The 15,739-nt window shown below is 49.2% G+C and carries 22 protein-coding genes and 1 pseudogene; 3 read left to right on the top strand and 20 right to left on the bottom strand.

The genetic code is table 11. From position 1 onward, the window contains the following. Positions 1-21: 21 nt before the first annotated feature. From BZK41_RS21880 to BZK41_RS21815, 14 genes are all read right to left on the bottom strand, one after another. Positions 22-243, bottom strand: coding sequence for a hypothetical protein (locus tag BZK41_RS21880; RefSeq protein ID WP_057102328.1), 222 nt, complete (start codon positions 241-243; stop codon positions 22-24). A gap of 97 nt (positions 244-340) precedes the next feature. Beyond that, positions 341-787, bottom strand: a complete 447-nt coding sequence (locus tag BZK41_RS21875; protein WP_139762649.1) for a hypothetical protein — start codon at positions 785-787, stop codon at positions 341-343. A gap of 182 nt (positions 788-969) precedes the next feature. Further along, positions 970-1,290, bottom strand: a complete 321-nt coding sequence (locus BZK41_RS21870; protein ID WP_079939563.1) for a hypothetical protein — start codon at positions 1,288-1,290, stop codon at positions 970-972. Next, the gene (gene traW / locus BZK41_RS21865; protein ID WP_079939562.1) at positions 1,287-1,922 is read right to left on the bottom strand and encodes a type-F conjugative transfer system protein TraW; all 636 of its coding nucleotides are present in this window, start codon (positions 1,920-1,922) and stop codon (positions 1,287-1,289) included. The genes BZK41_RS21870 and traW overlap by 4 nt, the downstream gene beginning before the upstream one ends. Next, a complete protein-coding gene (trbI, locus tag BZK41_RS21860) occupies positions 1,919-2,335 on the bottom strand; it encodes a type-F conjugative transfer system protein TrbI (RefSeq protein WP_079939561.1) in 417 nt (138 codons plus the stop codon). Before trbI ends, traW begins: the two co-directional genes overlap by 4 nt. Beyond that, positions 2,332-4,935: a type IV secretion system protein TraC gene (gene traC / locus BZK41_RS21855; protein ID WP_079939560.1), complete on the bottom strand. Its 2,604-nt coding sequence runs from the start codon at positions 4,933-4,935 to the stop codon at positions 2,332-2,334. The genes trbI and traC overlap by 4 nt, the downstream gene beginning before the upstream one ends. Continuing rightward, positions 4,932-5,117: a hypothetical protein gene (locus BZK41_RS21850; protein WP_079939559.1), complete on the bottom strand. Its 186-nt coding sequence runs from the start codon at positions 5,115-5,117 to the stop codon at positions 4,932-4,934. The genes traC and BZK41_RS21850 overlap by 4 nt, the downstream gene beginning before the upstream one ends. Next, on the bottom strand, positions 5,114-5,671 hold the full coding sequence (gene traV / locus BZK41_RS21845; RefSeq protein WP_079939558.1) for a type IV conjugative transfer system lipoprotein TraV: 558 nt from the start codon (positions 5,669-5,671) through the stop codon (positions 5,114-5,116). The genes BZK41_RS21850 and traV overlap by 4 nt, the downstream gene beginning before the upstream one ends. A gap of 81 nt (positions 5,672-5,752) precedes the next feature. Continuing rightward, positions 5,753-6,256: a hypothetical protein gene (locus BZK41_RS21840; RefSeq protein ID WP_139762648.1), complete on the bottom strand. Its 504-nt coding sequence runs from the start codon at positions 6,254-6,256 to the stop codon at positions 5,753-5,755. A gap of 5 nt (positions 6,257-6,261) precedes the next feature. Next, positions 6,262-7,671, bottom strand: coding sequence for an F-type conjugal transfer pilus assembly protein TraB (gene traB / locus BZK41_RS21835; RefSeq protein ID WP_079939556.1), 1,410 nt, complete (start codon positions 7,669-7,671; stop codon positions 6,262-6,264). Beyond that, positions 7,668-8,408 carry a type-F conjugative transfer system secretin TraK gene (gene traK, locus BZK41_RS21830; RefSeq protein WP_079939555.1) on the bottom strand — a complete coding sequence of 247 codons (741 nt, stop codon included), beginning with the start codon at positions 8,406-8,408 and terminating at the stop codon, positions 7,668-7,670. The genes traB and traK overlap by 4 nt, the downstream gene beginning before the upstream one ends. Before the next feature lie 11 nt (positions 8,409-8,419). After that, positions 8,420-9,004 carry a TraE/TraK family type IV conjugative transfer system protein gene (locus BZK41_RS21825; RefSeq protein ID WP_079939554.1) on the bottom strand — a complete coding sequence of 195 codons (585 nt, stop codon included), beginning with the start codon at positions 9,002-9,004 and terminating at the stop codon, positions 8,420-8,422. Between the two features lie 5 nt (positions 9,005-9,009). Next, positions 9,010-9,312, bottom strand: a complete 303-nt coding sequence (traL, locus tag BZK41_RS21820; protein ID WP_079939553.1) for a type IV conjugative transfer system protein TraL — start codon at positions 9,310-9,312, stop codon at positions 9,010-9,012. A 2-nt stretch (positions 9,313-9,314) separates the two neighbouring features. Continuing rightward, positions 9,315-9,668 carry a type IV conjugative transfer system pilin TraA gene (locus BZK41_RS21815; protein ID WP_079939552.1) on the bottom strand — a complete coding sequence of 118 codons (354 nt, stop codon included), beginning with the start codon at positions 9,666-9,668 and terminating at the stop codon, positions 9,315-9,317. Positions 9,669-9,866: 198 nt separating this feature from the next. Here BZK41_RS21815 and BZK41_RS21810 point away from each other — a divergent pair, with 198 nt between their 5' ends. Continuing rightward, positions 9,867-10,508 (top strand): Arc family DNA-binding protein, encoded by a 642-nt coding sequence (locus tag BZK41_RS21810; RefSeq protein WP_079939551.1) that lies wholly within the window; start codon positions 9,867-9,869, stop codon positions 10,506-10,508. Between the two features lie 31 nt (positions 10,509-10,539). On the opposite strand, the gene BZK41_RS21805 is transcribed toward BZK41_RS21810, so the two are convergent. Continuing rightward, the gene (locus BZK41_RS21805; protein ID WP_079939550.1) at positions 10,540-10,932 is read right to left on the bottom strand and encodes a relaxosome protein TraM; all 393 of its coding nucleotides are present in this window, start codon (positions 10,930-10,932) and stop codon (positions 10,540-10,542) included. 654 nt (positions 10,933-11,586) lie between these two features. Between BZK41_RS21805 and BZK41_RS21800 the strand changes: the two genes are divergently transcribed. After that, positions 11,587-12,120: a lytic transglycosylase domain-containing protein gene (locus BZK41_RS21800; protein WP_079939549.1), complete on the top strand. Its 534-nt coding sequence runs from the start codon at positions 11,587-11,589 to the stop codon at positions 12,118-12,120. A 29-nt stretch (positions 12,121-12,149) separates the two neighbouring features. Here BZK41_RS21800 and BZK41_RS21795 read toward each other — a convergent pair whose 3' ends face one another. The 5 genes and pseudogenes from BZK41_RS21795 to BZK41_RS21775 all read right to left on the bottom strand — a co-directional run bounded on the left by BZK41_RS21795 (position 12,150) and on the right by BZK41_RS21775 (position 15,157). After that, entirely contained in the window at positions 12,150-12,971 is an 822-nt protein-coding gene (locus BZK41_RS21795; RefSeq protein ID WP_079939548.1) for a DUF932 domain-containing protein, read from the bottom strand. Positions 12,972-12,982: 11 nt separating this feature from the next. Then, positions 12,983-13,108: a hypothetical protein gene (locus BZK41_RS27710; RefSeq protein WP_290439982.1), complete on the bottom strand. Its 126-nt coding sequence runs from the start codon at positions 13,106-13,108 to the stop codon at positions 12,983-12,985. Between the two features lie 964 nt (positions 13,109-14,072). Beyond that, positions 14,073-14,195 carry a type I toxin-antitoxin system Hok family toxin gene (locus tag BZK41_RS21780; RefSeq protein WP_224776414.1) on the bottom strand — a complete coding sequence of 41 codons (123 nt, stop codon included), beginning with the start codon at positions 14,193-14,195 and terminating at the stop codon, positions 14,073-14,075. Beyond that, a pseudogene (locus BZK41_RS27610) lies at positions 14,140-14,289 on the bottom strand (DUF5431 family protein); the annotation flags it as partial. The gene BZK41_RS21780 and the pseudogene BZK41_RS27610, both read right to left, overlap by 56 nt. 298 nt (positions 14,290-14,587) lie before the next feature. Next, positions 14,588-15,157: a single-stranded DNA-binding protein gene (locus BZK41_RS21775; RefSeq protein WP_079939547.1), complete on the bottom strand. Its 570-nt coding sequence runs from the start codon at positions 15,155-15,157 to the stop codon at positions 14,588-14,590. Positions 15,158-15,435: 278 nt separating this feature from the next. Between BZK41_RS21775 and BZK41_RS27310 the strand changes: the two genes are divergently transcribed. Further along, positions 15,436-15,615, top strand: coding sequence for a hypothetical protein (locus tag BZK41_RS27310; protein WP_172313270.1), 180 nt, complete (start codon positions 15,436-15,438; stop codon positions 15,613-15,615). Positions 15,616-15,739: the final 124 nt, after the last annotated feature.

The raw sequence follows: 15,739 nt of genomic DNA, 5'->3' as shown, positions 1-15,739 counted from the left end.
AGTTGCGGGGGCTGGAAAATATCAGTGGTTTTTAGCACTGGCGGCAGCTTTCATAATGATGGCCAGTCGCTGTTCCTGTGTCATTTCATACAGGGCAAGAATGCCACCACGCATTACGGCAGAAGGTTTGTAGAGCGGATTCTCATTGAGGATCTCATCCAGCCATCTGGCTGAACCTTCATCATGACGTAGTGACGAGATAGTATTATTCCGGCCCTTTTCACATTCAGGGTCTTTTTTCATGGAGTTACCTTGTCTGGGTTAAACAAAAACGGGGAGCTGGCTGAGCGCAGAGCGACGTCCAGATGCCAGACATGTTGATATCAAGTGGGGTAAATCGTCAGAGCGGTGTTGGCTGAACGACAATAAATGCGTAGCCGTAATCATCGTCAGACTCAGCGTCCTCGGTCGCGCCGGTGGCGATTGCGTTCGCAGCCTTAGTGATATACCGGGAAAGTGATTTACGAGAAGTTTGCCGCGTTCCCTGGACAATAACGACGATATGGCGGGCCAGACTCCCTTCAGCAAGATAGCCAGCCATTTTGATCCAGGGGGGTAACGCAGAACCCGCTGCATCCGGGAAAAAACCGGGAGGGTCAAAGCACAAACGCACGTGCACATGCCAGTGAACAGAGTATTCAGGAAACATTAAACCGGTATTTCCATAATCACCACGATAATGGCATCCTTCAGCATCCACTGGCAGTTCGTTATTCATGATACTGTCGGCAGCGCGTTCAAGACAAAACACCAGGTCGCGAGTTATCGTGTGTGGTTTTGCATTCACACTGACTATCACCTGAGTAAGAGGATAAGCACGTTTTTCCCACTCCCCCCTTACAGGAGGGGCATACTCGGGAAATGGCTGTGGAACAGTGACATTTCTGTCCTGACGATCTTTTTTCATTACCGAAAAGAAAAAAAAGCAGCCGTTCAGTATTACGATCAAAAATAGAATTATTGGCCACTCTATGTCCATGACTCAGTCTCCTTCATATGCGACAGCATCAGCTCAACCAGGTATTCAGGAAAGCGCTCATCTCTGTTTTCCGGTTCGACCAGCTCCATCTGATTTGCTCTTAGCCAGTTAAACCATGCCTTCGTCACCAGTACCGGACTCCAGGAGGCAGTCTCCGGGTATAAAGCCTTAAGTTTGTCTGCCGTTCCCTGACGGTTGTGCTTCTTTACAGATTTGCCGGGGAGTTTACGGGGGAAATTACGCTCTCTTTCACGTGAGGTTACGACGGTACGCATTTCGGGAAACAAATCACCTAACGTTGTTGCGGTCATTTTTTTACTCCTGATACCGGAATTTCTTCCACTTTCAGTACACGGCCATCGGGGGAAATACGAACAGGGATGTTTGAGAAGCCAAATTTCCGCGTGAGGGTTCCTGACTGGTCGAAGTAAATACGTTCATTCAGGCTATCGCTGGTATTCTTAATATTGCCTTTAACCAGAATTACCTTCGCGTTCGTCTTACCGGCAATCTCCTTTCTGGCCCATTCCATCTGGTCTTTATTATCGCCATCGATAAAATACAGAACCTGATTGAAAGGGACTTTATCCAGTGGATTCACCTGCTCCCCTTTGCGCGCAATAACATTTCCCTGCATATCCGTAACGGTTTCCTGGACGGTAAACGTGGGATCAAATGCAAAGCTGCGGTATTTTTCAGCATTGGTTAGCCCACTGACAGCAGGTGGCCGGACGGCATTCCTCTTCACCCGATCAACGGCTTCTGCACGCAATTTGTCCAGTTCACCGCTCTGCTCCATCCCCTTCAGACGGTTCTGGATAAAATCCAGCATGTCCTGTTCGGCAGGTTCAAACACATTTCCCCAGGTACCGAGATCTTTCGCACCGCTACTGGCTGACAGAGCCAGTAGTACCAGGGCTGTCAGTGCCAATCGTTTATTCACTGTCCCTCCTGAGTACGGCGGGCGATATCGCTGCGGATTTCGGTCGTGATATCCGGTAACGGGCTGACAGCTGCAGGTTTCACCAGGATGATAGCGTTATGCGAGGTTTGCCACTCATTCAGGCTATCGGTCATCGCCGTGTTGAAACGGCTTGTCAATGCTTTCGCCTTGTCCTCATCGAGCTGCAGTTGTGCTGACTGCTGCATGAAAAGGTCGATCGTGCCTTTCATGTCGAAAACCACAATTTCCGGGGTTGTGAGTTTTATGTAAGCCCCTGCTATTCCGGTCAGCACCATCTGAGAGGCCAGCACACAGGCAGCAAGTTTTACATTCCTGGAACTAAGCCAGCGCGACATTGTTACGCCGTGTCGCACTGTGCCGCCGCTGAACGGTTTTTCGTTACTGTCACTCATGCCGCTTCCACCCATTCTTCAAGTTCATGAAGTTCGTCTCCAAACTTCCTCTCTGCCAGCAAATAGGCGGCCTCCTCGGATGTGGCCCCTGCTTTCTGAGCGTTCTGCATATATGCGAAGTCCTCACCACGGGAACTGAACATGGCGCGAGTAACAGGATCAACAAACAGCCGATGGAACGAGCTGTATTCGCCGGCACTGATAAGCAATGAACTGTAATCGGTCTGAATTGCCGGCTGGAAACCACGGATAACTTCCTTTTCCATGTCCGAGAATTGATCCGGATTTTCGGAAAGGTATTGTTTGAATGCCTTCGTATCCTGCAGCAGCGTGATTTTGGTCGAACTGTTGTTCCATGCAGCTTCAGCTTCCTTACCGGCACTGAAGTCTTTGATGCCCTGAGTAATCGTAATGAATGCACCACGATGTCGGCGAACAGTACGGTAACCAGTTTCGATAAAGCGGGCAGCATGAGGATTAGAACCACCGAGCAGTCGCCAGGCTTCGTCGATAATGCAGACTTTTTTGAGATCTCGCGGGCTGTGGTACATCTTTTCCTGAATCGCGAGGATGAGAGAAAACAGGATAGAGGAAAGTAACTTCGGCTTGTTTTCCAGACTCAGAAGCTCCAGCACAGCAAAACGGGTTTCGTCATCAAGTGTAGGTTTGTCGGCATTAAAGTATTCGCCATCAGCCCCCCAGGTACAGTAGGTTTCCAGCAACATAGCCAGTTCAGCCATTCGGGCAATGATGGTCGGTTTGTCTGCAAACGCGGTGTTAACATCCTCACTGGTCAGATAGTTATAAACATCATCTATACGTGCCCGGTTTTGCTTTTGTTCCCAGGCATGCATGACCGCTTTTTTCAGTATTGCTTCACAAACGACATCCAGTGGTTCGGTCGGGCTTGCCAGTACCGCAAGAAGTCGAACAATCCCTTCTGCTGAAAGCTTGATGTCTCTGACGTTGGCAAACGGATTAAAACGAAGTTGAGCACCATCCAGATACACACCACCGGCCTGCAGGCAGTAGTTCTTGTAGCTGTCCCCCATATCAATAACCCAGCCAAATCCACCTGCGTTCAGTACATCGCGGAGAATACTTTGTGTCAGGAATGATTTACCAGCACCAGATGTTCCCGTGACAGCAATGTTGAAGTTGGTACTGCCATTTTCTTCGTCGAACATATCGAAGAAGGCTACCTGGTTGCGATAGGTCGGCAGCGGCATTCCTCCACGTGACAACTGACGTTCGGCTACCACAGGCATCAGGCTTACCGCATTCCATGATTTTCCACGTAATGTGGCACCCGTCGTTTTAAGATCCTCCCACATTCCCTCCTGCATAACGAACGGGAAACTGGCCAGCCAGTTACGCATCTGCTGGTACTGAATCGTGACCATTTCCAGTTCGTTTTTACGAAAGACGTTCACGGCAGCAAGTTCACATTTCTGTGCTTCTGTATTGTTATCTGGTGTAAACAACGTCACGTTGAAATACGTGCGGCAAAGTGCAATTTCATTGGTGTACAGCTGCTCACGGGTTTTACGCCATTCATCTGCTGCTTTTTTGGTTCCAGGGAACAAAGCACCATAGGCTGAGTTTGCTTTTTTGGACAGATCCGTATCCTTACGGAAGGCCTCACCCTGACTTGCTGTCTGCTCCTCGAGCTCGGTTGTCCAGGTAATCATAAACGGGCAAGGAATGCCGAGGTCCGGGAAGCGGATATTCTGCAGGTTATCCGCCCCCTGCCAGAGCGCAAAGCGACGTGGATTCTTGCTCAGCTGCATGTTTACGATACGACAAGCTGATGCCGGAAGCCGTGTACCGTCCGTTTCAATTTTTTCAGGTAATTCAATACGTAAATGGGAAGGATGAACTTCAAAGTCAATGGAAGGGTCAACCACCTGACGATTGAGCAATTCATCCTCGTTATAGTCGCCTGGAGACGTCATAACCTGCTCATGACGGTAGTTCACCATTTCACGCATAACTGACAGGAAACCGTTCACGTCAGTATTGATGGAATCAATACGAGCCGCCCCCAGAGAAACACGAATGGTGTTGCGCAGCTGAACCAGCTCATCCATCACCTGCTGAGAAAATCGTTTAACGGCTTTACCATAGACAATAAAGATCCGGTAATTACGCAGGTAAAGCGGGTATTCACGCTTGTTTGCCAGACCGTGTAAAGCTGATCTCTCCCAGAACGCACGGGTGATTTTATTCAGGTGATCGGCCATCTGGCCTTTCCACATGTCGGTACTGACGCCAGCCGCAATGCGCTCACCCACACATTTACTTGCAGTCAAAATAACGGTGACAGGTGTTTTACGAGGCAGTTTCTTACGCAGCATGTCATCAAGAGCCGCCATCACCTGCTCATTAGCCCCCGGTAGCGGGGCCAGTTCAAGAACAAATCCGGCCGTACCCGTATTAATGAACAGATCATTTTTTTCATCGTAATAACGGTATGGCAGGCTGGCAACGAGGGAGGGGTAATCCCATGTTTGCTCAAGATTAGCGCGAGCAGTTGCTGCGCCATCCTTGTGCTGTCCTCTTTCAATCAAACCCATCAGAGTGTCCAGAACACTGCTCATTTTCGCCCCTCCACAACAGAACGGATCAGCTCAAGACGGCGCTGCCGGGCCTCTTCAGTGAGGTTGAAACACACTGGCTCATCGACACTCATCTCCATTCGATATCCGGAATTGTTTAACACTCTCCCTTCGGCCAGCAGTGCCATATCTGGCGAAGTGGGGTCATCTTTTAAACTGATCATTCGCCCCCCTCCCCGATAACACGATAGCTTTCATCCCAGTGCGATTTGTTTTTCACAAACTCGACCACGGACGGTTGATGGAAGTTGTCATCGGTATCCACCCACGGTGCAATCCACAGACGCTGGGTCGCGTCAGGTATACGCTGCGCCTGAACCCGTCCTGCCGTATTGACAGGAGCTGGCTGCCCAACGGCTGAAGAAGTAATACGCGGAGTCACTCCAGTCTGCATCGTTCCTGCAGGTACAGCAGCCAGAGGACGTGGCGCGATTAACTTAGAACCAGGAGATCCGGTTGCTGCGACTGAAACAGGACGTGACGTATTAACGACAGGAGCCACATTGCGCAGTGCCGGCAGGGTTTCACCCGCAGGCTTTTTTGCAGCTTTATCCGCGGTGAGGTCGTCAAGACTTTTGCCCTGTGCGGCCAGTTTATTTGCCTCCCCGGTTGTGAGGCACTGGTCGGTCGCGGTTTTATTACAGTCAAAATCAGAATTCATACCGGCGCAGCCGGTCAGTACGCTACACAGCAGTGCAGCGCCCATCAGTTTTTTCATGGGATAACTCCGGTAAATTATTAGGTACTAATGGAGGTAATTGAGGATGAAAATCAGTGTGGCTGGAGTCCACAGAATATATTAACGTTCACGCACCCCGCTCCCCTCGCCGTTGCTGTCCGGGATGTTCTGAATGAACAGGAAGTGACATGTTTTCCTGGATTTCCCTGATGTTATTTCATACCGGTATTTTTTTTCTGCCTCATACCACTGCTGAATAACATCCAGAGAAAGCTCCTTTCTTTCGGTAACCGTGGACTGTAGCCACTGCCACGCGCCGAGGTTCAGTGGCTTATATATGGCCAGTTTTCTGTCCAGTACTTCAGGCCAGGTACCAGGAAGGGTGCCAAAAATTTTCATAAACAGAAAAGGGAAAAGGCATATACCAACAAAGATGGCAGTACACTGAAACCACCAGGATGACCACCAGTATGAATTTACATAAATCCATACACCTGCGTTGAGGAGACTAAACGTAATTGACAGTATCCAAATCCACGTGATGCGTGGAGGATAAGCATTGTCGCGCCACATCCGTATATCCACGCCAATCTTGTTAAACAACCTGTCGTTATCATTCATCATCCACCTCAGTTAATCGTGTCGCCGAGACGCAACTGGCTGGCCTGTCGTAACACATCATCCGGGTTAATATTCCCCACTGAAGTAGTGCTGTTTGAGGTGGTCTGGCTGACGGACTGAGGCGCGGCTTCACTCTGTGTGGAATTTGCAGCATTCTGCAGGGCTTCCTTCGCTTTTTGCTCTTCCGCATCCTCCAGCGTTTCCAGGCGGAAACCTTTCTGGAACACCACTGTGACCTGGTTACCTGCACCGATATCAATGATCGGATGGTATTGTTCGGCGCGCTTAATCCAGTACTGACTCAGCGTATCAGCAGCCTTGTTTGCCCCACCCCCTAACCCTTGTTTAAACACATCACCGGCACCAACATCGGCAGTAGCTCCAAGCCCCACTGACGGCGTGGCAGCAGATTTAATCCCCTCGCCAAAACCGGAAAGCAGACCAGCCGCACCTGCATACCCCACAATCATACCGTTACGCATAACCGGTTTTCCCCGGATACCACCTTTACCCTGATAGCTGACATGACCGTCAAACTCCATATCGATATGCTTTCCATTCTTCAGTACACAACTGATCGATTTAGTTCGTACCTCACCACGCTCACTGGAAATATCGCCCCAGATTTCACCCACAACAAAACAGCCATCGGCGCTGTATTCTTTATTGTTGGGCATCTGGATATTGCCAAGTAACCGGAAGGTGACGGGACGGGTATTCTGCTGGCCAGTCACGCTGGCGTTAGCATCAGCACCTTCAATCATAATGGCTTCAGAAAAAGAACCTGACGGGATCCAGGGTAGTTTTGTTGGTTTCTTTTTCAGACTTTCATAAGTAAATTTTGAGGTGGTAAGTCCCCCCATAACCCGCTGGCCTGAACCTCCTGGATAAAACCCTGCCCCCTGACCTGCATTAACAGCGCCATTGGCGGACGGCGTGCCTGTTGGGGTGACAGAATATTCTGGCGGTCGGGCCTGACCGGCAGCAACAGGGCCAGGAAGTGGTGTTCCGTTCTGGTCAGCAGGTGGTGTCTGCTGGCCACTGGTCGAATTGCTGCCGGAGGCTTTCTGGTTTAACAGGTCAGTCAGGCGCTGTATTTCAGCATCCTTTTCAGCCAGCTTCTGGCCTGTATTAAGTATGTTTTGGTCAAGCTTTTGTGACAGCATGTTGACATTCTGCTCAAGCGCAGACGTTTTGGCCTGTTGCTGTGCCAGTGCGGCATCATTGACCTTTTCATTGAATGAGGCTGTAACCACGCCCGTCATATTTGGCACGGCAGCGGGTGGAGGTGCTTTCTGTTTTTCCTGATATTGCCCATACCAGTAAACCCCTCCAGCCAGAGCAGCCCCGGAGGCAATGACGGCCGCCAGAACAGTAATCTGTCTGCGTCGGGTTTTGAGATTTTCATTCAGACTCATGAGCGCGGTTCTCCGTCATCTGAAAAAATAACCCAGGCATATCCTTCTCCACCGGCGTACAGCTGATGCTGGGAGAGCATCACAGCCCTGACACCTTTACGCCAGAAGTCACGTTCACGCAGATTCTGAGTAATACTGCCGGGATTGGACATACGGAAGCGCACAATTCGCAGATGGTTTCCCACAAACTGGCGTTCAGGAACAAGGTGTACCGACGTGCCAGGGTTATATACTGGCATACGACTTATCGGATATTCCTGGTAGTCATCAGGAACGTCGCCGTTAACGATAATACGTGACAGGGAAACGAGCGTTTTTTCATAGCTCTGCCCTTCCTCCCACGCTTTCGCATCATTGTTTTTACGCAGCGGTGGAGACATGGGGGTGAATCGCAGTGTTTTACCGTTTCCTGGCTGGGGCCGGACATTGAGGCTCAGAGAGGAACCCCGGTCAGTCTGAATGAATACAGTGAAGTTTTGCCCGACCAGTGGTGAAAGAATAAGGGCGCCGTCATCTGTCTGGCTCTGGTCATAGGCACCGGATGGTCCGCTGATGCTGGTAATCAGTTCTCCGTTAATAACAACCTTACTGGGATTGGTATTGCTGAGAGTGACATTAAAGGCGGCGTCGTTCTCAAACGGAATGGCTGCGGGGGCGGAAGCGGCCCGAAGGCCGCTGGTAAAAAGTCCCGTTGCCAGTAACACAGCAACAGCTGCCGGTGAAATACGGATTTTCATTGGCAGTCCTGTCAGTTAGTGGTGGTGACCGACTGAAGTTCTTCGAACAGGTGAAGATTTACCAGTCCTTCGATATAACTCAATTTCAGTCGGTAGGTTTTTTCCTGGTCCTTTAGCGGTGTGGTGATAGCGCCGTTGGTTGTGGAGGACTTTAGCGTTCCGCTGAACTCGACCACGCCAAGTTCATTCATTACCCTAATTTCCTTTGTATCAAAGCGGGTGGTGATTCCGCCTTTCTTGATACGTTCCGCCTCAATATCCAGTGCTTTCTTCAGTTCATCCCGTTCGGCGGATGGGACGAAACCGAGAAGCATTTTCTGGTTGTTATCAACGTTTTCCGGACTGACATTCAGTCGCCAGTAAATAAAGGCGGCGGCGAACATAGTCATGCCGGTGGCGTCAGCACCAGAGGCATCAGAGGTGAATGGTTGGTTGAATGACATGGGTGTGGTGATGGTTTTCTGTTTTGTGGCGAAATACCACGCGAGAGACCCCGTCAGAACATTTCCCACGGCGCTGAGCAGAAGCAATAAAGCCAGTGCAATAAACGCATAACGGAGTTGTTTATCGCGCTCGCCTTTAATTTTAAGCTTCATATTAGTTAAGCTCTCCAGTGCCGGAAACTAGAATCAGGTATTTGTCGAAAGGTAATCTTGAACAAAATGGAGGGGAGGTGCCAGTAGCAAAAATTAAGTAACCAGTACGAACCCTGCCCTTTTTTCAGATGCCTGATTATTGCCCACAGCAGACCCGCTACAATTGAAAGTTCGAGAGACATATCGTTGAGAACCCCAAGGACAATTAAAGGTGCAACAATAAGTACTTCATCGAGCGGAAGACCAATATAGCGTTCCTGCTGATTGAGAGTTTCCGGGAAGTAGTATTTATCGTCTTCCCCATTCATTGTTAGCTCGCAATACCGAAAGCAACACGAGTAAAAATAATACACATAACAATACCGACAAATACCAGTGGTGAGCGTACTTTTATGTAAATAAAGAGCCCCATGATAATTTCGGCTATATAGAACCATTTAACTAGAGATGAGCCGGAACCGAAGGTTGAATTGACGGTAGCATTTTGGGTAGCCAGTAAGTCAGTTCCGCCTGCAAAAACCGGATGTGCAGCCATAAGTGAAATTAAAATTAACCCTCCATTTTTAATGAATTTTCTAATCTGGTGATTTTCACGCGTTTTACGAAATAAAGACGCTACCGCCCATCCCTTCGTGACTTTAAGGGCATTACCTTGTGTGGACATGCTTGTTTTCTCCGGAAGTAAACAATGTGTTTATGCATAAGTGTTTGTTTACGCACGCGATATTGTCCCATGACACTAAAAAAAAAAAACCGTGACACATGTCACACTGTTAAAAGTTTTTGGGAATATTCCTACTATGCAAGTTGGGTAGGCTTTGTCTCTCAGACTGACGATGTATCGCTTGCGAGATCTATAGCAATGAAAGTAAAAGAGAAAATGTGGGAAGGGCGCGGAAGGCCACGTAAATTCCAGCCTGGTGAGGCTGTTGAATGGAGGCTACGCGCTCCCGACAACTTACTCATGGAGCTTAGGGTGTGTGCCCGCTTAGGCAAAAGAAGTGTAAATGATGAAATTATTGCAAGGTTGTTATTATCACTAAATTATCAGCCAAATAGTCCTGTGATTAAAACGGCAGAAGGAGAACGTTTGATTGCGCTGGCTGTAAAATTTGAAAACTGGCTTAGTAACCAGCTTGATAGTGAGAGTGGTACTGCGGATGAAAATACAGAGTCCATTGCTTATGCGGAACGGTTATGGATGTGGCGTGAGGGTGAACGTATTTTACTGCCGGGTAAAACCACGGGGTATAGTATGCGAATTCCTGAGAATCTTGCGGAAGAGATTCGAACTATGGCGAGGGTTCATAAACGCAGCCTTAATGATGAAATGCTTACAAGGTTGATGAATACTTTTGGATATTTCACAGAGCGAATTCTTGAGCAGAATGAGGATGCGCAGGCATTGAAAGTTCTATGTCTTGAATTTGAAGTGTTTCTAAAAGAGAAAATCGCCGAGGCTGAAAAGAGTGTACTGTCAGGAGATAAAGACAGTACACGGTGATCGATGAAGCCGGTTCAGCCCGGCTTTTGAATTACTTCTCATCGATGATGAAGTGCTTTCTGTCAGCTTCATCTTCGGCATCATTAATGGCGCTAATGTTATTATTTATGAGGTCATCCAGTGATACACCCGACTGTGGCCCTTTGAGGTTTACATAAATTTCTGATACAAGCGCCGTTAAAATCATAATACCTTCTCTGGAGCCGGATACTTTTCTTATCAGGTCACGCCTGAATCCATCGAGGTCGAATGTTGAACCTTCTTCCTTTGATTTATGAACCATAAGTCCGAGGCGAACCAGTTCGTTAACTGTTGATGAGTAGTTGGTTTCAGATCCGGTTGCGCCCTTCTGTATCTCTATATCGACAATATCCTGAATCTCTCTGTCAATTTTATCTTTGAAGTAGATGTTCTTGCGCGGCATAATATTTTCCTGAAAATTTCATGCAGTGCCGGATGCGGCACTGTGCTATCCCGATGAGACAGATTTAATACATCAGAAAGCTGCTGTTTTAAAGTCTTTGCCGGGTATTAGAATCATAATCAAGCTTTTATGTGTGTGGCAATCCGGCACTATGATGTGTGTGCATGCAGCACCATCAGGTGTGTTAATTAGGCACCATTATGTGTGTTGATCAAGCACCACTGTCTTTTAAGTTACTCTATTATTTATATACACACAATCCCCACACATCACAGTGCTTAATCAGGCACTGCAAGGTGTGTTAATCCGGCACTGTTAAGTGTGGGGTAACGGCACTGCAAAGTGTGTTAATCCACACACCTTTTATCTCTATATACTCGCATTCCGCATTACAGCTTAAAGTAGCATGATGAAATTAAAGAAAAAATCTGCAAGATGAAATCTTGCGTAGGGTGTGATGTTTTAATGGGTGAGCAAAGAGCGGCAAGTTAATAACCGTGTCATGGTTGATTCCCTTATTTGAGGCTGTGGCTAAATGCATGATTTGAAGCGCTTCCGCGCGTTTGTAGGAAATTATCTTGATTAAAATGATCTGGCGGGATATTTTTTATTGCATAGCATGCACAGGCTTATGGTAGACATAAGGGCCACAAGATGAAAATAACTAAAACCCCGGTCTTATTGCTGGCGTTCTCGCTCTCAGCAACGGCTACTCCTCAAATGTGTTTCGACCAGGCGGGGAGAGATTACCAAATAGATCCGCTTCTGCTTATGGCAATATCAATTAAAGAGAGCCGTCTTAAACCTGCAGCGATTAATGGATCTAATGGTAATGGAACGGAAGATGTCTGTGGTATGCAGGTAAACAGTTCTCATTACGGGAAACTTAAAAAGTTTAATATTACCCGCGAAAGATTATTAAGCGATCCATGTATATGTGTGTATTCAGGTGCATGGGTTCTAGCACGTAACTTTCAGTCTTATGGGCGAAACTGGGATAGCGTAGGAATATATAACACGGGACCTCGTGATGAGATGATAAAAAAACGCAAAGCTTACGCCACAGACATTAAGAACATCTATCGAATTCTCCTTGCAAGAAAAATAATCATTGCAGGTTCATCGGGAAATCGAGACTCCCTATCTATTGAAGAGATAAAAGAAATCGATGTAAGTAAAAACCATTAAAAAAAGCCGCTCACTTGAGCGGCTATTATTCAGGCTTTAAGTCTTGCGAATTCCTCTGCCATTTTCCAGAGTGCCTGGTTAAGTTTTACATCACCATCAATACCAGTGACTTCTCTTGTTTTTGTTCTTTTCCCTTTTGCTGTCTTACCTGAAATTCCGCCTTTGATGACGTTCTCCTGAATACGGTTAAATGTACTCCACAGATCCAAACCTCTGTCTTCCCAACGGCGAGCCTGTAATAACTGGTCAGGTGTCACAGGTGAATGAGCACCATCATATTTATACTCAAGGGCTGCAAGGCTTAACAAACGTTGCTCCGGCTCAGTCAACTGAATACCTTTCATGATATCAATATTTTCAATCACGGTATCGAACGTATCCATCACAGTGTATGCGCCTTCAATCACCTGTCCGACAATATCACCTTTATGCGGCACTCTAGTTTCGCCAAAATCTTTCCACGCTACCAGACCATTGGTACAAATCTGGCGGAACATACCTGGAATCATTTTATAGCTACTGGAACCATCGTGACTGTTCAGCAAAATAATCTCTGGTACTTCTTTCCCCGCAATCTGATCATGGCGACGCAGACGTAATAAATGTTTTGTGAACTCACGCTTTTCAATATCGCGTGTACGGGACTGTGTTGCATAAAAAGGTTGAAAGCCTTCTTCACGAAGACGGTCCAGTATTTCAATAGTTGGAATATATGTATAGCGTTCTGAACGTGAATCATGTTTTTCGGAAGAAAATGCACTGGGTACAATGCGCTGTAATTCATCATTAGTCAGCGGACGATTCTGACGAATAGAGGACGGTGCGCGATAACGATTAGCAAAACTGATCATAATATTCCCCTTTAGTTAATACTTACTGGCGTGATTGTGCGAAAGAAATTATCTACTGGTGCAGCAGCAGCTACCGGATAGCCGTCCAGGATCCAGACAGAGAGATAATCAATGCAGTTCTCATTGATTAATGACAACTCATAACTCCCGACTGGCGGTTCAAAAATCTGAGGTTGTAATTCCCCTTCCGTCGCAGCCATGACCCAGCAAAACAGATCAACGATTTATTCAGCTGTGATTTCTGATTCACATCTTCCGGAAGATTCTTGAGCGGCGGTTTTGACGTTGACGTTTCGTGTGTGCATCCTGGTTTTCTCCTGTGGTGATGGTTTTCCATCTCCCTGGTGAGTTCTCTCGCGGCAAAGGGCAAAGGAGCAACGGCTGACGAATGAACGCAGGGGCGTCACCGCAGGCCGCAGCGCAAGCGAGCCGACAGGCGAGTGCGAACGGGCGAGGAACGGCGAAGCGTACCCTTGCGGGCAGGCGGCTGACGGTGCTACAAGCAGCCCTCCGCGTGAGGACACACAGGGCGATGACCTCACCGGATGAACAGGATGCACACACCCGACACGTCGGAACGGCGTGGCGGCATCAGAGCGACGGCATCGCCGGCGCGGTGGAGGCGGCGCGACCGGCACGGGCGCAGCAAGCCGCAGGGGTTGACCTTCGCCATCAGACCCTAGCCGCATGGCCCGAAACGCGCAGGGGTTCGGCGGAGACTGGCAGGTGCGCAGCAGCTGCCCTGGCGGAGTGGGGCTCGACGACTGGACAGCGCCAGCTGGTCAGGAGCCGAAGGGGGCCATCAGTCGGTTATTACTGAGACCAGAGGAATAGAACAGAACCATGCAGACAGTAGATAAATGATCCGCAATCAGCAAATCACAATGGACAGGGCGGGAAGAGAGCGGGCGCGCCGCAGGCGCTGCCGCCCTGCCCCGTTCCCGGAGGGAACCGTCCTTCCTGGCTGTTCATGCTTGCGATCGCACCAGAAGAGGAAAAAGGGGCTGCCAGCGAACCGGCAACCCCTTCATAAAGGCGCTTCAGGCATGACCAAACCACCACAGCCCCTGATTGGCGGGGGTTTCCCCCCGCCGGGGTTAGCTACTTAGCGGATTCGTAAGCCATAAAAGCCGCCACCTCCCTGTTCGTGTCCCTGTACCGGATTTCGCAGAGCGATTTCCGGGTCAGGTAAGTGAATATTAACAATGTGAGACACACTATCAATACACACCAAATCAGGGTACTTCGTGGCAGTTTCATAGCCTTCTTCTCCTTGCCTTGCGGCATCTAAGAGGCTATTCTGTTGGTGTCTAGTCAAGCAGATCGCCTCGTGTGTTGGTTAATTTAATTAACTTCCTACGGGGCTTTCTTCTTTCTGCCACACAACATCTTAAACGTCATGAGGCAAAAAGCCTCAAGCGCCACCGCCATTATACCTCACCACATACCAGGCTGACCAGGCATCTTCCCTTTATCTCGCTGATTTTATGTGAAATATCGTGTTTTTTTCGATATGTAAATCTCGGATTTACCCCAAAAAAACTGCACCTTAATCAGTCGGGTATCCAACTTTTGGGACGCAGTCCAGTTCAGGCGCAATTGAAATTATTCAAATCCTAGAACGGAATATCATCGTCGAAATCATACGGCGGTTCAGGCTGAGCTGGCGGCTGCTGAGGTACTGCCTCTGCGTTTTTTTCTTTTGCCGTTTTACTCTTTCCTTTTGCTGCCTTGCCCTCGCCTTTTGCGCCACCTTTTACCACCGGAGATGGGGTCTGAGGTTCCGGCTGCGGCTGTCCACTAAACTGCTGACCGCCCTGCTGTGCCTGGCTGTCACGACGACCGCCCAGCATCTGCATAGTGCCGCCCACATTAACAACGACCTCTGTGGTATATTTTTCCTGACCAGACTGATCGGTCCATTTGCGGGTACACAGCTGGCCCTCGATGTAGACCTGGGCACCTTTACGCAGATACTCCGCTGCGATTTCCGCCAGTTTTCCGAACACGACAACACGGTGCCACTCGGTGTGTTCGCGTATCTCCCCGTCCTGCTTATCGCGCCATGTTTCAGACGTTGCCAGGGTAAGATTTGCCACCGCGCCCCCGTTGGGCATGTAACGCACTTCAGGGTCCTGCCCCAGATGACCGACCAGAATGACTTTGTTTACGCCACGTGTTGCCATGATAAATCTCCTTAATTCAGTGTCTTGCGTTTAAAAACCATCACCCGTTGAGTTTCGGGAGCCGCGGTGTTGATGTTTGCGGGAACCTGCTGCGCTGTTCCCCTGGTATTTAACATCACCCGTTTGAGAACCTTCGCCGCAGGGGCGTAAACGAGCACGGGCGATGACAGCCGTCCTGGGCGCGGTTTACCGCGTGCCATTTACCCTGGACGGCTGACAGCGTTTGTGCTTGTCTCAGCCCAGGCGAGAGGGGCTTAAACGGTGAAAAGGCACCAGAAGTGGATGAGAGCAGGGGCCCGCCGCAACGTCGGGGCGCGGCACGCGAAACGGCGTTGCGCCTTACAGCCCGGCAGCCTTACCGCCGGGGTGCGAAAAGCGCAGGCTACGGCGCGCCAGGGGGCGGCGTGACCGGAACGGTCGCAGCAAGCCTGCCTTTGACCTTCGCCATCAGACCCTAGCCGTATGGCCCGAAACCCGCAGGGGTTCGGCGAAGACAGGCAGGTGCGCAGCAGCTGCCCTGGCGGAGTGGGGCTCGACGACTGGACAGCGTCAGCTGGTCAGGAGCCGAAGGGGGCCAGCGCC

This window comes from Citrobacter sp. A316, from assembly GCF_002042945.1.
Classification (GTDB): domain Bacteria; phylum Pseudomonadota; class Gammaproteobacteria; order Enterobacterales; family Enterobacteriaceae; genus Citrobacter; species Citrobacter portucalensis.
The sequence above is the reverse complement of the archived record's forward strand: the minus strand, read 5'-3'. Positions and strand labels throughout refer to the sequence as shown.

Bases quoted from the DNA above. Each gene is read 5' to 3' on its own strand.
- BZK41_RS21825 (WP_079939554.1), bottom strand. From the start codon at position 9,004: ATGAAGCTTAAAATTAAAGGCGAGCGCGATAAACAACTCCGTTATGCG.
- BZK41_RS21840 (WP_139762648.1), bottom strand. From the start codon at position 6,256: ATGATGAATGATAACGACAGGTTGTTTAACAAGATTGGCGTGGATATA.
- BZK41_RS21795 (WP_079939548.1), bottom strand. From the start codon at position 12,971: ATGATCAGTTTTGCTAATCGTTATCGCGCACCGTCCTCTATTCGTCAG.
- traC (WP_079939560.1), bottom strand. From the start codon at position 4,935: ATGAGCAGTGTTCTGGACACTCTGATGGGTTTGATTGAAAGAGGACAG.
- BZK41_RS21880 (WP_057102328.1), bottom strand. From the start codon at position 243: ATGAAAAAAGACCCTGAATGTGAAAAGGGCCGGAATAATACTATCTCG.
- BZK41_RS21810 (WP_079939551.1), top strand. From the start codon at position 9,867: ATGAAAGTAAAAGAGAAAATGTGGGAAGGGCGCGGAAGGCCACGTAAA.
- BZK41_RS21805 (WP_079939550.1), bottom strand. From the start codon at position 10,932: ATGCCGCGCAAGAACATCTACTTCAAAGATAAAATTGACAGAGAGATT.
- traK (WP_079939555.1), bottom strand. From the start codon at position 8,408: ATGAAAATCCGTATTTCACCGGCAGCTGTTGCTGTGTTACTGGCAACG.
- BZK41_RS21775 (WP_079939547.1), bottom strand. From the start codon at position 15,157: ATGGCAACACGTGGCGTAAACAAAGTCATTCTGGTCGGTCATCTGGGG.
- traL (WP_079939553.1), bottom strand. From the start codon at position 9,312: ATGAATGGGGAAGACGATAAATACTACTTCCCGGAAACTCTCAATCAG.
- trbI (WP_079939561.1), bottom strand. From the start codon at position 2,335: ATGAGTGACAGTAACGAAAAACCGTTCAGCGGCGGCACAGTGCGACAC.
- BZK41_RS21815 (WP_079939552.1), bottom strand. From the start codon at position 9,668: ATGTCCACACAAGGTAATGCCCTTAAAGTCACGAAGGGATGGGCGGTA.
- BZK41_RS21870 (WP_079939563.1), bottom strand. From the start codon at position 1,290: ATGACCGCAACAACGTTAGGTGATTTGTTTCCCGAAATGCGTACCGTC.
- traB (WP_079939556.1), bottom strand. From the start codon at position 7,671: ATGAGTCTGAATGAAAATCTCAAAACCCGACGCAGACAGATTACTGTT.
- BZK41_RS21800 (WP_079939549.1), top strand. From the start codon at position 11,587: ATGAAAATAACTAAAACCCCGGTCTTATTGCTGGCGTTCTCGCTCTCA.
- BZK41_RS21850 (WP_079939559.1), bottom strand. From the start codon at position 5,117: ATGATCAGTTTAAAAGATGACCCCACTTCGCCAGATATGGCACTGCTG.
- traV (WP_079939558.1), bottom strand. From the start codon at position 5,671: ATGAAAAAACTGATGGGCGCTGCACTGCTGTGTAGCGTACTGACCGGC.